This is a genomic window from Microbacterium ureisolvens, from assembly GCF_015278315.1.
In the GTDB taxonomy this organism is placed as follows: Bacteria; Actinomycetota; Actinomycetes; order Actinomycetales; family Microbacteriaceae; genus Microbacterium; species Microbacterium ureisolvens.
The window spans coordinates 69,821-84,433 of sequence record NZ_JADIJE010000002.1; the positions used below are offsets into that span (position 1 = coordinate 69,821).

Sequence of the window (14,613 nt, forward strand, 5' to 3'; positions counted from 1 at the left end):
CCTGCGTGGTGCTGTTCTGCGGGAGCATCATGGGCAAACGAGCCGACAACGACGACGCCGGCCGAACTGCGCTCGAGCGGGTCGTCGCCGACGTGCAGACGACTCGCTCACGGATCGCGCGTCTGCAGGCGAAAGAGGCGCGACTTCTCACGGATGCCGCCGACATCGTTCGCGCGCGCGAGCAGGCCCGGCGGGATGCAGGGCGCAAGACGCCCCACGATCTGCCGCTTCGTGAGATCTCCGCAGAGCTCGGCGCGGCCATGCGGCTGAGCGACCGCACCGTCCAGGCGCGCATGTCGGCGGCGAGCACGCTGCGTGAGTCGTTCGCCGCGACGCTCGCGCAGCTGCGCGAAGGGCGCATCGATCTTGCCCACGCTTCGGCCATCGTCGATGCCGGAGCTTCGATCGGCGATCCCACGATGCGCGAGCAGTACGAGCGCATCATGCTGGAGGCGGCCGGGTTCGAGACTCCGCCCCGGCTTCGAGCCATCGCTAGAGTCGTTGCGGCGCGCATCGACCCCGATCTGGCGGAGGAGCTTCGGAGCCGAGCCGTCGGGCTGCGTCGCATCCGGCTGATCGATCTCGAAGACGGTATGGCGCGGCTGCTCGCCGACCTCCCCGCCGTTCTGGCGCACGCGATCTTCGACCGACTCACTCGAATGGCTGAGAAGGAGCGTGACGCCGAACGGGCCGTGGTTGTGAGCGACGGCGAGGAACGGGAATCGACGGCCCTCCAGGTGGTCGGCGACGCTGAGCCGTCTCGCCCCGCGGTACCGATTGAGGGCGAGCGAGAGGGTCCGTCGCTGATCATTCTCGAAGCCGGCGTCGCGGAGTCGTCTCGCCCTGGTGAGCGATCCGCGGGTGATCGACAAGCGCCGCGGCTGACCACCCGGCCACGATCTGAGGAGCGAGCGCTGGACGAGCTCCGCGCCGACATCTTCGCGGATCTGGTGCTCACCGGCGCGCCGACAGGTCACGGCGACGTACTGGCTTCCATCCGCGCGGAGGTGCAGATCACGGTTCCGGTGCTCACTGCGGCGGGTAAGAGCAACGAGCCTGCGCTGCTCGCCGGTTACGGTCCGATCGATCGCGCGACAGCCTGCGAACTCGCGGCCGGAGCGCCCGGCTGGGATCGCGTGATGTTCCACCCGCACAGCGGGCTCCCGATGGCGGTCGATCGCTATCGTCCCACCGCGGCGCTGCGCAGATTCCTCCGCGCCCGCGATCAGCGGTGCCGGTTCCCCGGATGCCCGCACCGGCCGAAGCGCGCAGACATCGACCACACGATCGACCGCGCGAAGGGCGGAGCGACCAGCGACGACAATCTCGCTCACATCTGTCGCCGACATCACACCGTCAAGCACGCGACCGCGTGGCGAGTGCGTCAGCTGGGCGGGGGAGTCCTCGAGTGGATCAGTCCCACGCGGCGCCGCTATGTCGACAAGCCGACGTCGGCCGTGCAGTTCGTCCCATCGAGCGTCTTCGCGCGACTTCTGGCGGCACCGTACGACGGAGCCGCCCCGTTCTGATCCCAGGTGCGCCCGCTCCGCTCAAGGCGCACTCGCTAGGGTGCCCGGTGCCGCGAGCCCGAATCAGCCCGACGGCGGGTGCGACCGCCCTCCGCGTCTTCGCGTCCTCCGCACCTTCGGTCAGTCGGTGACGGTGTAGCGCACGTCGCCGGTCTCGCCCGCGAGCACGCGGCGGTAGTCCTCCGCGACGATGTCGCGCAGCACGTCGGCGTCGACCGCCTCGAGATCCTTGATGTAGAGGCAGCTGACGCCGGTCTCGTGCGGCCCCAGCTTCGACAGCAGCTCCCCGTGCGCCTCGGTTCGCAGCGTGTACACCGTGGTGGACTCTCGCCGCGGTGCGAACGCGGCGATGGGCGCGTCTCCTTCTGTGCCGGACGGAGAGCGGTAGCGGCAGGATCCGAAGCCGACGATCGTGCCCCACAGCTCGGGCTCGCGTCCGGTGACCTCGCGCAGCAGCTCGATCATGGCGACCGCATCCCGCTGCCGCTTCGCCGGCTTCACGCCGGCGACGAACTCGTCGACGTCGCCTCCGGTCTTGCGCATCAGACCCCGCCCCCTCCGCTCTTCGCCTCGGCCTTCATGGCGCGTTTGTACTCGCGCACCTTCGTCAGCGACTCGGGCGAGACGATGTCGGCGACGCTGCGGAACGAACCCTCTTCCCCGTACGCGCCGGCGGCCTCGCGCCAGCCCTCGCCGGCGTAGCCGTACTGCTTGCCCAGCAGCGCGAGGAAGATCTTCGCCTTCTGCTCGCCGAACCCCGGCAGCGCCTTGAGGCGCTTCAGCACCGTCGCGCCGTCCGGAGCTTCGCCGGACGCCCCCGGCCGGGTCCAGATGGCCGACGCGTCGCCGCCCCAGTCCTGATCGACCGCGGCGCACAGCGCCTGCACGCGGGCCGCCATCGAGCCCGGGAACCGGTGCACGGCGGGCGTCGCCTTGAACAGCTCGGTGAACGCCTCCGGGTCGAACGTCGACAGGGCCGCAGCATCCAGCGTCCCCGCCCGCTCCGAGATCTTGAGCGGTCCGGCGAACGCCGTCTCCATCGCGACCTGCTGGTCGAGGAGCATCCCGATGAGGAGCGCGAGCGGGTCGTCGGTCAGCAGCTGATCGGCGGCGGCGTCGCCCGTGATGTGGAGCGTCATGGCCCCAGTCTCCCACCGTCCGTCCCGCGGCGGCACGGAGGGCGGATGGGAGGATGGATGCCGTGACCGACGCGGCTGAACCCCTCCAGGACCTCGTCGACCACGCCCGTCACACGCGCGTGGTCGTGATCGGCGGCGGCATCGCCGGACTCGTCGCCGCCTGGGAGTGCGCGAAGGTCGGCATGGCGGTGACGGTGGTGGAGGCATCCGCTCGCCTCGGCGGCACGATCGCGTCGACTCAGCTGGGCGGCCGAGCGGTCGAGGTCGGCGCGACCTGCTGGTCCACGCGCGGCGGAGCGGTGCGGCGGCTGGTGGACGAGGTGCTGCCGGATGCCGCGATCGTGCGTCCGCGCGACGACAGCGACTGGATCGGGGGCCTCGCCAAGGGGGCTGCGGCGCCCCTGCCGGTCGAGCAGGTGCTGGGCATCCCCGCGAATCCGTGGGACGAGAGCGTCCGCCGGATCATCGGCTGGGGCGGCACGTGGCGCGCGTATCTCGATCGACTGCGTCCGCCGCTCACCATCGGCACTCAGCGCAGTCTCGGCCGACTCGTGCGCGGACGCATGGGCGACAAGGTGCGCGACCGGCTCGTCGCTCCGCTCACGGTGGACCGCTTCGGTCTTCTTCCCGAAGACGTCGACGTCGAGGTCGCAGCCCCCGGGCTGAGCACCGCGCTGACTCGCACCGGCTGGCTCGGCGGTGCGGTCGCCGACGTGCGCGTCGACGGCGGCGGTCCCACGATCGAAGGACTCGAAGGCGGGATGCCGCTCCTCGTCGCCGCTCTTCGTGAGCGGCTCGCCGAGCGCGTGGTCGAGATCCGCACCGGGGCGCGGGCGACGAGGCTCGCACGCTCGGATGGCGGGTGGATCGTCGAGCTCGACGGGGGAGCGGGCGCGAACGCGGCCGCCGACGTCGTCCCGGCCGCCGCGGCTGGTGGCGCGGACAGCGAGACGCCCGGCCCGCTGGCGGCCGATGCGCTGGTGATCGCGACCGACGAGGCGGCGGCGCGGAGTCTGCTCGGCCCGGTGCTCGGAGATCCCGCATTCGCGCAGGCATCTCCGGCGGGCGTCGCCCGCGAGGTCGTCACGCTCCTGGTGGAGGCGCGCGCGCTCGACGGGGGCCCCCGCGGCGTGCACCTGCACGCCGTGCCGGGTTCCTCGCGGGCGACAGGCCTCGTGCACGAGACGGCCCGCTGGGAGTGGCTCGCCCGCGACCTCGGACCCGGCCGCCACCTGCTGCGGGTCGCCTTCGGCGGCTCCAGCCCAAGCGACGGCCCCGCACCGGCGACCGCGGGTCTCAGCGACGCCGAGGCGGCGAGGATCGCCGCAGCCGAGGCATCCGCTCTCCTCGGAGTCCGGCTCGGCGAAGACCGGGTCATCGACGCGCACTGCGCCTCATACACGCTCGTGCCGCCCGCGTCGAAGATCGGCCATCGCGAACGGACCGCTGAGGTCCGCACCGCCATCGGCCGGGCGCCGGGCATCGCGGCGGTCGGCGCGTGGCTGTCGGGGAGCGGGCTCGCGCAGGTGGTCGCCGACGCGCACGAGGAGACAGACCGACTGCGGCGAGCCGTGCTGTGGGGCGGTTCCGCGGCTCGGTGAGCACGCGGCGGCGACCGGTGTCAAGGGTGGATGCCGGAATCGGCATACAGGGCTAACCTGGGATGGTCGTCAGGGGCAACACCGAGCGTGAGGAGACCTCATGAAGGGCAAGGCAGGACTCGTCGTCGGGATCGCGATCGGGTACGTGCTCGGCAGTCGTGCCGGCCGCGAGCGCTACGAGCAGATCAAGGCGCAGTGGCTGAAGGTCTGGAACGCCGAGCCGGTGCAGACGCAGGTCGACAAGGTGAAGGACTTCGCGAAGTCTCAGGCGATGGCTCTGCCGTCGCAGCTGTGGGAGTCGGCCGTCAAGGTGACGCAGGCCGCGGGATCCAAGGGCACGCCCGGGCAGCGACTCGACGCCGCGATCAAGGTCGGCAAGGACTCGGCCGATGACGTGGAGACGGCGGCGCAGACCTCGGCCAAGGCGGTGAAGGACGCGGTCGACGACGCGATCGACGACGACGCCTCCCAGAACGGCCGCGGCGGGGCCTGACGTCATGACGACTCCTCGTGGCTTCCGCGACCGCGCGGACGACAGCCTGCTCACCCTGCTGGGTGAGATCCCGGAGTTGGTCCGCAACCTCGTCATCGCGGAGATCGAAGCGGCCAAGGCCTGGCTCGCCCGCACCGCGAAGGACGGCGGCTGGGGTGCGCTCTGGGTCTTCCTCGCGCTGTTCGTGCTCTTCTGGTCGGTGCCGGCGCTGGGAACCGTCTTCATCGCCCTGCTGGCACTGTGGATGCCGGTGTGGGCCGCCGCTCTCATCGTCTTCGTCGCTGCGCTGCTGCTCGCGGCGGTGTTCGCGTTCATCGGCTACCGCCGGTTCCAGAAGATCGGTGAGAGGCAGAACCCCGTGCAGTCGATCGCCCTGGACGTGAAGGAGGTGCGCGATGAGCTCTGACGCGCCCGTGCCGCTGTCGAAGTCCCGCGTGGTGCTGCCGCGCACCGCCGTCCCCTTCGGCATCGACGACCCCGTCGAGCAGGCGAGGACCGAGCTGAAGGCGGCGCTGGCCGCCATCGAAGAGAAGGCCAACGTGCCGCGACGCGTCGGCATCGCCGTGGACGACGGAATCGACAAGGCGCGCGCCTTCCAGCGCCGCAATCCTGCGCTGACGGCCGTTGCGGTCATCGCGGGCGCCGTCGCCGTGGGCGCTGCCGTGTGGGGCTTCGTCCGTCTCTACACCCGCTGACGGCCCGCCCCCGCGCTCTGCACAGGGCGCGGGTCGCACCCGCTGCGATCAGGGGTATGCTCGTGAAGCAAGGCAGTGCAATGGTGCGTATGCTGCCGATCGCGCGAACCCGATTCGAATCGCGCATCGGCTGCCTCATCGTCTAGGGCGGCCGACTGAGCACCATCGAGAGTCGACCCCCTTATGAACACCGCCGCAGCACAGCAGCAGTCCGTCAAACCACTGACCGGCTGGCGCGTCCTCGTGCCCCGCGGCGGACCCTGGGGCGACGGCGTCGCTGCGACCCTCCGCCGCCAGGGCGCCACCCCGGTCATCGCCCCCCTCATCAACTTCGCGCCCACGAACGATCAAGCGGCGCTGGAAGAGTCCCTCGCCGACCTCGCCGCCGGCAAGTTCGACTGGCTCACCGTGACGAGCGCCACCACCGTCGACGTGCTCTACGCGTACCGGGCCGTCGTGCCGGCATCCACCAAGGTGGCCGCCGTCGGCGAGACGACCGCCGCCGCGCTCCTCGCGGTCGGCTACCGCGTCGACCTGGTGCCCGAACGCGACAACTCCGCCGCCGGCATGGCCGAGCAGCTCATCGCGCTCGAGCCGCAGGCCCGCGACATCCTCACCCTCCGCAGCGAGATCGCGAAGCCCGTCCTCACCCGGATGCTCACCGCCGCCGGTCACCGCGTCCGCAGCGTCGTCGCGTACCGCACGGTCGGGGTCCCCGTCACGGAGCGCATCGCCGAGGACGTGCAGTCCGGCCGCATCAACGCGATCCTCGTGACCAGCGGCTCGGTCGCCCAGCAGGTGCACGAGCAGTTCCCCGACATCCCCGAGACCACCCTCATCGCCGCGATCGGCCCGCGCACCGCCAAAGATGCGCGCCGTGCCGGCCTCGACGTCGACGTGATCGCCGACGCGCAGACCGTCGACGCGCTCATCGACGCCGTGGCGAAGTTCTCGCTGCCGCACGCCGCCGACGAATTCGCCCCCAAGACCGGCGTGCTGCCGCAGCTGCGCGCCGACCGCCGAGGCTGACGCCCACGTGACCGGCACGCCCCGAATCGTCGTGCTCGCGGGCGGAGTCGGCGGCTCCCGCTTCGTCCTCGGCGTCCGCGCCGCCCTCCGCGCCCGCGGAATCGACGACACCGCCGCCGCGCTGACCGTCGTCGTCAACACCGGAGACGACCTGTGGCTGTCGGGCGTCCGGCTCCAGCCCGACGTCGACTCGATCACGTACGCGCTCGCCGGCGTCAACGACACCGAGCGCGGCTGGGGCCGGCAGGGCGACAGCGAGCGCGTCAACCACGAGCTGCAGGAGTGGGGCGCGGGCTGGCCCTGGTTCACGCTCGGCGACCTCGACCTCGGCACCCATCTCGCGCGCACCGGCTGGCTGGGCGACGGCCTCGCCCCGACGCAGGTGCTGGAGCGGATGTCGCTCCGCTGGGACCTCGGGGCCCGGCTGCTGCCGATGACCGACGCCGAGGTCGACACGGTCGTCGTCCTCCAGGACGGATCGCGCCTGCACTTCCAGGAGTGGTGGACGCGCTACCGCGCCACGCTCGCTCCGGCGCGCTTCGAGAACCCCGGGATCGAGGCGGCGGCGCCCGCGCCCGGAGTGGCCGAGGCGATCGCCGAGGCCGACACCGTGCTGATCGCACCCTCGAACCCTGTCGTGTCGATCGGTCCGATCCTCGCCGTGCCGCGCATGCGCGAGGCGCTGCGTGCGACGGACGCATCGATCGTCGGCGTCTCGCCGATCATCGGCGGCAAGGTCGTGCGAGGCATGGCCGACGTCTGCCTCACCGCCATCGGCGTCGAGACCTCCGCATCGGCCGTCGCCGCGCTGTACGGCGCCCGCGAGCGTGAGGGGCTGCTCGACTCCTGGCTGCTCGCCGAGGAGGACGAGGCCGCTGCCGACGAGGTGTCCGGGCTCGGCATCCGTCCGCTCGTCCGTCCGCTGTGGATGACGGATGCCGCGCGCAGCGCCGCTCTCGGAGCGGCGGCGCTCGACGCCGCCGGAGTGTGACGTGCCGGAACTCGCGTGGTGGGCGTGGGCGCTCCTGGCCGTCGGCGCCGTCGTCGTCGGACTGTCGAAGACCGCCGTGCCGGGTGCCGGGACGATCGCCGTGGCGATCTTCGCCGCCGTGCTGCCGGCGAAGCAGTCGACAGGCGTCCTGCTGCTCCTGCTGATCGTCGCCGACATCTTCGCCGTGACGATGTACCGCCGGCATGCCGATTGGCGGACGCTTCTCCGGCTCGCGCCCGCGGTGGTGGTGGGCGTGCTGCTGGGGGTGGTGTTCCTGTGGTTCACCGACGACGTGTGGGTCAAGAAGTCGATCGGGGTCATCCTGCTCGCCGTCATCGCGATCACTCTGCTGCGCCGGCGGTTCGCCTCGGGCGTCGAGAGCGGCGGCTCGCACCGCGTCGCTGCCGCGACCTACGGCTCGCTCGGCGGCTTCACCACCATGGTGGCGAACGCCGCCGGTCCGGTGATGTCGATGTACTTCCTCGCGGCGCGCTTCGAGGTGAAGGCCTTCCTCGGCACCGCCGCGTGGTTCTTCGCCATCGTGAACCTGTTCAAGGTGCCGTTCTCGATCGGCATCGGGATCATCACGGTGCCGGGCCTGCTCATCAACCTCGTGCTCGTGCCGTTGGTCGTCGCCGCGGCCTTTCTCGGCCGCTGGCTCGCCGACCGCATGCCGCAGAGCCTGTTCGAGAGGCTCGTGATCGTCTTCACGATCGTCGGCGCGGTCTACCTGCTGATCGTCTGACCCCGGTCATCGGGAGCGGGCGCGGTCGCGGCATCCGTCACCGGATCCGGTGATGTCGCGGGCGCAGGAGGTTTCGGCGCCGATCGTCCTACCACGGTGACATCACCTGATCTCGTCACAGCGAGAGGGTGACGGATGCCGCGTCCCGCGCGGTCTCACGCCCACGGGGACGGGCGCTCGGGCGCACGCCGGCTGTCGTCGGGGAACTCCGGAAGCTCCTGACCGCCCGCGCGAAGGCACAGCCAGCGCAGCTGTTCCGGGCTGTCGGGCAGTGCGCGCCACGTGCGGAAGACGCCCTGACCGACGCGCACGACGGTGCCGGGACCGACGTCGACGAGGTCGTCGTCAAGGGCCATCTGCCCGCGGCCGGCGAGGAACACGTAGACCTCCTCGATGCGCTCGTGCACGTGCCAGTAGCCCGCTTCCTCACCGGGCTCGAACGCGTTCGCGCTCATGCCGATGTACTGCATCGTGAGCTCGTGGTCGACGATGCGCCGGCCATCACGCGACCTCTCCGGTGTGAACCCGCCGTAGTGTGCCCGCCACTGGTCGAGCCCACCCATCTCCAGCACCTCGTAGTCGCTCATCAGGTCAGGCTATCCGGGAGGGAGGCCAGCAGCGCGGCCGTGCGCGGACCCAGACCCAGGGCGCGCGCAGCCTCGAGCTGATCGGCCGTGTCGACGTCGCGACGCAGGGTCGAGGCATCCGTCACCGCCAGCGCCTCGCAGCCGAGCGCCACATGCCGGGCGAACGAGCCGTCGCCGAACGACGACCTCCACTCCACGCCGGGGGCGGCGGTCACGAGCGTCGAGCCGGTGCCTTCGGCGTCGGCCACGACGGCGCGGTCGACGGATGCCGCGGCCCGCAGCGCGTCGGCGAGATCACCGGGCCGCAGCGACGGGAGGTCGCCGAGGAGCGCGGCGCGCGGCATCCGCCCCTGCGGATCGAGCGCCGCCACGCCCGTCGCGACCGCCGCGTCGAGGCCGCGGGGCTCGCCCTCGGGAACGAAACGGAGCGCGGGGATCATCGCCGCCTCCCGCGCGAGCGCGGGATCGTCCGACACGACGACGACCTGCAGCACGAGCTCGCACCGAGCCGCCGCCTCGATCGTGTCGAGCGCGATCGCGTGGGCGAGCGCGGCGCGGTCCGCGCCGGGCACGTCGAGCCGCGACTTGCCGCGGGCCGCCCGTTTCACCGGAACGACGACGATCCACCGTGCTCGGCGGAACTCCACGGATGCGGCGGTTTCCGCCGCCGGGGCGCCCGCAACGGGCCGGACGGCATGCGGATCCGTGGAGTTCCGCCGCCGCCTGCCGAACAGCGGCGTCACGCGCCGTACTTCGCGCGCAGGCGCGGCAGGATCTCTTCGCCGTACATGCGCAGGAACGTGCCCTGGTCGTGGCCGGGGTCGTGGAAGACGAGGTGCCGGAAGCCGAGGTCGATGTACCAGCCGATGCGCTCGACGTGCTCGTCGGGATCGTCCGACACGATGAAGCGCGACGCAGCCCGCTCGATCGGCAGGGCCTCGCCGAGCCGCTGCATCTCGATGGGGTCGTCGACGCCCATCTTCTCCTCCGGGGTGAGGGCCAACGGCGCCCAGAAACGGGTCTTCTCGCGCGCTTCGTCGAGGGTCTGCGCGAGCGACACCTTGATCTCCATCAGCGTGTCGATCGCATCGGGCGCGCGACCGGCCTTCTCGAGACCCTCGTGGAGCGCCGGCAGCAGCGTGTCGGTGTAGAGCTCGCGCTTCTTGCCGCTCGTCGTGATGAAGCCGTCGGCGATGCGTCCCGCCAGCCGCGTCGCGGCGGGGCCTGCGGCGCCGATGTAGATCGGCACGGGCTCGGGCAGCTTGTCGTAGATCGTGATGTTGTGCGCGTGATAGTACGTGCCGTCGAAGTTGACGCGGTCCTCCGACCACAGGCGGCGGATGAGGCCGATCGCCTCCTTGAGCCGCTGGAACCGCTCGGGCGGCTCGGGCCACGTGATGCCGAGGTTCGCCTCGTTGAGCGCTTCGCCGGTGCCGACGCCGAGGATCACCCGCCCCGGGTACATCACGCCGAGCGTCGCGAAGTCCTGCGCGACGACGGTCGGGTTGTAGCGGAACGTCGGAGTCAGCACCGACGTGCCGATGAGCACGCGCGAGGTCTTCGCGCCGAGCGCGCCGAGCCACGGAACGGATGCAGGAGCGTGGCCGCCGTCGTGCAGCCAGGGCTGCAGGTGGTCCGAGATGAAGACCGAGTCGAACCCGGCCTCCTCGGCCTGGATCGCGTAGTCCAGCAGCTCGGCCGGGCCGAACTGCTCGGCCGAGGCCTTGTAGCCGAAGCGCAGGGGGACAGTCATGCGGTGCTCCCTTCCAGAGCGGGGGCGGGCAGGAACTCCGAGCCGTCGGCGCGGGCGAGCCGTTCACGGAACGCGTCGACCGTGCCCGGCCACAGCAAGGCGAGCCGGCCCGAGCGCTCGTCGACGTACCAGTTGCGGCATCCGCCGGTCATCCAGCGGGTGGATGCCGCCGCCCGCGCAATCTCGTCGGTGTAGGTCCGCTCGGCGGCGGGATCGACGCGCAGCACCCGGCCCGCCCGGCGGTCGAGCACGCGCGTGACGTAACCGGCCTGCTCCTCGATCATGAGCACCGACGAGGAGTGGCCGAGCGAGGCGTTCGGGCCGTTGAGCACGAAGAGGTTGGGGAAGCCGGCGACGACCGTCGAGGCGAACGCCGTCATGCCTGCTGACCAGTGGTCGGCGAGCGTCACGCCGCCCTCGCCCGTGACGAGCTGGGCGTACGGCTGGCGGGTCGAGGCGAAGCCGGTCGCCAGGACGAGAGCGTCGACCTCGTGGCGCGATCCGTCGGAGGCGATGAGCGCGGAGCCTTCGACCGCGGCCAGCGCCTCCGGCACGAGGGTCACAGCGTCGGAGGCGACCGCCGGGTAGAACTCGTCCGAGAGCAGCACCCTCTTGCAGCCGAAGGCGTAGTCCGGCGTGAGCGCGGCGCGGAGTGCGGGGTCGGCGACCTGCCGGGCGAGGTGGGCACAGGCGACGGCCTCGGCCTCCGCCGCGGCCGCGGAGTCGCCCGAGCGCGATGCGAAGCGCGCCTCCCCCTCGGCGTAGAGCTCAACGCGGAGCGCTTCCAGCGCCTGCGGGGTCGCCGCGAACCGGGCCCGGTCGGCGTCGGAGTACGCATCGCCGCCGCGCGGGACGATCCACGCCGGGGTCCGCTGGAACAGCGTCACGTGCGCGGCCGTGCGCGCGAGCTCGGGCACGATCTGCACCGCGCTGGCCCCCGTGCCGACGACGCCGACACGTGCTCCGGCGAGGTCGGCGTCGTGGTCCCACCGCGCGGAGTGGAACAGCGGCCCCGGGAACTGCTCGAGGCCCGAGATCCGCGGAATGGTGGGCTCCGTCAGCCTCCCGCACGCGAGCACGAGCACGTCGGCGACGATGGTGTCGGCGTCAGGCGCCGACCCGGTGCTGATGCGCCACACGTCGTGCGCGGCATCCCACTGCGCCGTCCGCATCGGGGTATTCAGGCGCAGCCGATCCCGCAGGCCCTCGGCGTCGACGACGCGGTCGAGGTACCGATGGATCTCGGCGCCCTTCGCGTACGTGCCCGACCACGACGGGTTCGGGTGCGCCGCGAACCCGTACAGGTGCGAGGGCACGTCGCACGCGACGCCCGGGTAGGTGTTGTCGCGCCACGTGCCGCCGACGGATGCCGCGCGCTCGAGCACGACGAAGTCCTCGCGGCCCGCGCGGCGCAGAGCGGAGGCCACGCCGATGCCGGCGAATCCGGCCCCGACGATCGCGACCTCGACGCGGATCATGCTTCCGGGCCCCGCGGCTCGATGGGCTCACCGACCGGGTGCGGTGTGCCATACGTGGTGGTGCGGAGGCGGAACGGCCGGAACAGCCGCGCGACCATGGCCGCGGCATCCGTCACCGGCAGTTCGAGTCCCTGCTCGATGCCCGCCTCGGGCTTCACCCGGCCGTCGAGAAGCGTGCCGCCGAGGTCGTCGCCGCCGGACTGGAGCAGGACGACGGATGCCTCGCGCCCGAGGCGCGTCCACGGGATCTGCACGTGCGGAATGCTGCCCGACAGCAGCAGGCGCGACACCGCCACCATCGCGCGGTGCTCGTCGATCGGCGCGCGACCCGGGACGAGCGGGACTCCGCCCGCGGGCCCGGGGAGCGGGATCGGCACGAACTCGCTGAAGCCGCCGCCGGTCGCTGAGTCCGTCGACACCGCCTGGATGGCGATGAGCCGGCGCAGGTGCGCGACGCGCTCGGCCGCGGTCTCGACGTGACCGTAGAACAGCACGCTCGTCGACCGGAAGCCGCCCCGATGGGCTGCCGTGATGCCCTCGATCCAGCGGTCGATCTCGAGGTCGGCCGGAGCGACGAGCTGACGCACGCGCTCGCTCAGCACCTTGACGCCCGTGCCCGGCACGGTGTCGACGCCGGCCTCGCGCAGCGCGGCGAGTGCGCCCTCGAGCCCGAGGCCGCCGCGGTCGGCGAGGTCGCGCACGTCCTGCGGGCGGTAGGCGTGGAGGTGGATGCCGGGGGTCGCCGCCTTGACGGCGCGCGCGATCTCGAGGTAGCCCGCCGGCTCATCGTCGGCGGGGAGCAGGCCCTGGACGCAGAGCTCCGTGGCGCCGAGTTCCCACGCGTCGGCGGCGATGGCGCCGACGTCGTCGAGCGTGAAGGTCGTCGGGTCGTCGGTCGCCCTGGTGCGCAGGCCGCTCGAGGTGAGGTTGCGGTTCACCACCAGGGTGACCGCCTCGCCCACGGTGTAGCGGCGCACGTCGTCGGCGGTCGCCGCCAGCGCGTCGAGGTCGTCGCCGGTCGCCTCGAGGAGTGCGACCCACTCCGCGTCGTCGAGCGCGGCCGGGTCGGCCGCCGCGGCCTCGGCAAGCCGCCGGACCCCTCGCCCTTGTCGAGAACTCAGGAGATCAGGGCCCGAAGGGACGCCGGAGGCGTCGTCGACCGGCGTGCCTCCTGGATGCTCGACAGCATCGCGTGGGTTCTCGACGCCGACCGCCGCGAGGCCGGTCTCCGGGTCCGCGAGCGCGGCCACGGCGGGCCGCAGGCCGGGGTCGATCCACGTCTCGGCGTCGAGCACGAACTCGGGCTGGGCCGTCAGGCGCTCGCGCAGCTCGAACCCGAGCTCCCCGGTCATGCGGGCGAGGTCATCGAGGTGCGGCCAGGGGCGCTCGGGATTCACGTGGTCGGCCGTCAGGGGCGATACCCCGCCCCAGTCGTCGGCGCCGGCTCGCACGAGCAGGCCGAACTCGGCAGGGTCGGAGAGGTTGGGCGGCACCTGGATCCGCATCCGCGGGCCCATCACGAGCCGGGCGACGGCGACCGCCGCGACGTACTGGAGCAGGTCGGCGTCTGGCGCGGACTGCATCGCGGTGCGGGGCTTCGCGCGGAAGTTCTGCACGATCACCTCCTGCACGTGACCCTGCGCGCCACGCCCGGAGGCGCCCTCGACCCGGTGGCGCTCGTGCGCGTCGCGGATCGCGATGAGCGAGTCGGCGCGGTCGCGGATCGTCTCGCCGATCCCGACGAGGATGCCGGTGGTGAAGGGCACGCGCTCACGACCGGCGTCGTCGATCACGGCGAGCCGCACCGCGGGATCCTTGTCGGGCGAGCCGAAATGCACCTGCCCCGGCTCTTCGAACAGCCGGCGCGAGGTCGTCTCGAGCATCATCCCCATCGACGGCGCCACGGGCCGCAGCATCCGCAGCTCTTCCGCGCTCATGACGCCGGGGTTGGCGTGCGCGAGCAGGCCGGTCTCGGCGGTGACCAGGCGCGCGATGTGCGCGACGTACTCGATCGTCGAGGCGAACCCGTGCTCGTCGAGCCATGCGCGCGCCTCCGGCCAGCGATCCTCCGGCCGGTCGCCGAGGGTGAGCAGCACCTCCTTGCAGCCCATCGCCTGTCCCTGCCGCACGACGGCGAGCACCTGCTCGGGCGACATGTACGCGGGCTTGTGCTTCTTGAGCAGCTGCCCCGGCGTGTCGACGAAGACGCAGTAGTGGCAGCGATCGCGGCACAGTGTGGTGAGCGGCACGAACACCTTGCGGGAGTACGTGATCACGCCGGGACGACCGGATGCCGCGAGCCCGGCATCCCGCATCTCCGCGGCGATCTCGAGCAGCCGCTCGAACCGCTCCCCGGTCGCACCGAGCAGCGTCTCGGCGTCGCCGGCGTCGAGGCGCTCGCCGGCTGCGGCGCGTGCGAGCGCGGCGTCGACGGCGGCGGGGGTGGCGGCGGCGACGGGCTCGGTGACGGAGGGGGACACGACGGTCACCGATCCAGTCTTGCACCGCGCGCGGGCGGCGGGGTCGCGGATCGTTGCCCTCCCGTAAGCAAATGAGGCCGGTTCCGGGCGCCC

General features: G+C 72.2%; 15 protein-coding genes. 8 read left to right on the forward strand and 7 right to left on the reverse strand.

Going from position 1 to position 14,613, the window contains the following annotated elements; genetic code table 11:
• The first annotated feature begins 29 nt into the window (after nucleotides 1-29).
• Nucleotides 30-1,529: an HNH endonuclease gene (locus IM767_RS02660; RefSeq protein WP_162564200.1), complete on the forward strand. Its 1,500-nt coding sequence runs from the start codon at nucleotides 30-32 to the stop codon at nucleotides 1,527-1,529.
• 120 nt (nucleotides 1,530-1,649) lie between these two features.
• Here IM767_RS02660 and IM767_RS02665 read toward each other — a convergent pair whose 3' ends face one another.
• On the reverse strand, nucleotides 1,650-2,072 hold the full coding sequence (locus IM767_RS02665) for a DUF1801 domain-containing protein (RefSeq protein WP_109208919.1): 423 nt from the start codon (nucleotides 2,070-2,072) through the stop codon (nucleotides 1,650-1,652).
• Entirely contained in the window at nucleotides 2,072-2,668 is a 597-nt protein-coding gene (locus IM767_RS02670; protein WP_109208920.1) for an HhH-GPD-type base excision DNA repair protein, read from the reverse strand. Before IM767_RS02670 ends, IM767_RS02665 begins: the two co-directional genes overlap by 1 nt.
• A gap of 53 nt (nucleotides 2,669-2,721) precedes the next feature.
• Between IM767_RS02670 and IM767_RS02675 the strand changes: the two genes are divergently transcribed.
• The 7 genes from IM767_RS02675 to IM767_RS02705 all read left to right on the forward strand — a co-directional run bounded on the left by IM767_RS02675 (nucleotide 2,722) and on the right by IM767_RS02705 (nucleotide 8,222).
• The gene (locus IM767_RS02675) at nucleotides 2,722-4,269 is read left to right on the forward strand and encodes a protoporphyrinogen/coproporphyrinogen oxidase (protein WP_109208921.1); all 1,548 of its coding nucleotides are present in this window, start codon (nucleotides 2,722-2,724) and stop codon (nucleotides 4,267-4,269) included.
• A gap of 100 nt (nucleotides 4,270-4,369) precedes the next feature.
• Complete coding sequence (locus IM767_RS02680) at nucleotides 4,370-4,762, forward strand: hypothetical protein (RefSeq protein ID WP_109208922.1); 393 nt, start codon at nucleotides 4,370-4,372, stop codon at nucleotides 4,760-4,762.
• A gap of 4 nt (nucleotides 4,763-4,766) precedes the next feature.
• Nucleotides 4,767-5,168, forward strand: a complete 402-nt coding sequence (locus IM767_RS02685) for a phage holin family protein (RefSeq protein WP_109208923.1) — start codon at nucleotides 4,767-4,769, stop codon at nucleotides 5,166-5,168.
• A complete protein-coding gene (locus tag IM767_RS02690) occupies nucleotides 5,158-5,457 on the forward strand; it encodes a hypothetical protein (protein WP_109208924.1) in 300 nt (99 codons plus the stop codon). Before IM767_RS02685 ends, IM767_RS02690 begins: the two co-directional genes overlap by 11 nt.
• A gap of 183 nt (nucleotides 5,458-5,640) precedes the next feature.
• Nucleotides 5,641-6,486: a uroporphyrinogen-III synthase gene (locus tag IM767_RS02695; RefSeq protein ID WP_109208925.1), complete on the forward strand. Its 846-nt coding sequence runs from the start codon at nucleotides 5,641-5,643 to the stop codon at nucleotides 6,484-6,486.
• Nucleotides 6,487-6,493: 7 nt separating this feature from the next.
• The gene (gene cofD / locus IM767_RS02700; protein WP_109208926.1) at nucleotides 6,494-7,477 is read left to right on the forward strand and encodes a 2-phospho-L-lactate transferase; all 984 of its coding nucleotides are present in this window, start codon (nucleotides 6,494-6,496) and stop codon (nucleotides 7,475-7,477) included.
• A 1-nt stretch (nucleotide 7,478) separates the two neighbouring features.
• Nucleotides 7,479-8,222, forward strand: a complete 744-nt coding sequence (locus IM767_RS02705; RefSeq protein WP_239453136.1) for a sulfite exporter TauE/SafE family protein — start codon at nucleotides 7,479-7,481, stop codon at nucleotides 8,220-8,222.
• A gap of 155 nt (nucleotides 8,223-8,377) precedes the next feature.
• Here the strand turns inward: IM767_RS02705 and IM767_RS02710 are convergent, their stop codons facing one another.
• From IM767_RS02710 to cofG, 5 genes are all read right to left on the reverse strand, one after another.
• A complete protein-coding gene (locus IM767_RS02710; protein WP_109208928.1) occupies nucleotides 8,378-8,809 on the reverse strand; it encodes a cupin domain-containing protein in 432 nt (143 codons plus the stop codon).
• Nucleotides 8,809-9,456: a 2-phospho-L-lactate guanylyltransferase gene (gene cofC, locus IM767_RS02715; RefSeq protein WP_239453137.1), complete on the reverse strand. Its 648-nt coding sequence runs from the start codon at nucleotides 9,454-9,456 to the stop codon at nucleotides 8,809-8,811. The genes IM767_RS02710 and cofC overlap by 1 nt, the downstream gene beginning before the upstream one ends.
• Nucleotides 9,457-9,548: 92 nt before the next feature.
• Nucleotides 9,549-10,562, reverse strand: coding sequence for a glucose-6-phosphate dehydrogenase (coenzyme-F420) (gene fgd / locus IM767_RS02720; RefSeq protein ID WP_109208930.1), 1,014 nt, complete (start codon nucleotides 10,560-10,562; stop codon nucleotides 9,549-9,551).
• Nucleotides 10,559-12,040 (reverse strand): flavin-containing monooxygenase, encoded by a 1,482-nt coding sequence (locus IM767_RS02725; RefSeq protein WP_109208931.1) that lies wholly within the window; start codon nucleotides 12,038-12,040, stop codon nucleotides 10,559-10,561. The genes fgd and IM767_RS02725 overlap by 4 nt, the downstream gene beginning before the upstream one ends.
• On the reverse strand, nucleotides 12,037-14,529 hold the full coding sequence (gene cofG, locus IM767_RS02730) for a 7,8-didemethyl-8-hydroxy-5-deazariboflavin synthase CofG (protein ID WP_239453139.1): 2,493 nt from the start codon (nucleotides 14,527-14,529) through the stop codon (nucleotides 12,037-12,039). The genes IM767_RS02725 and cofG overlap by 4 nt, the downstream gene beginning before the upstream one ends.
• Nucleotides 14,530-14,613: the final 84 nt, after the last annotated feature.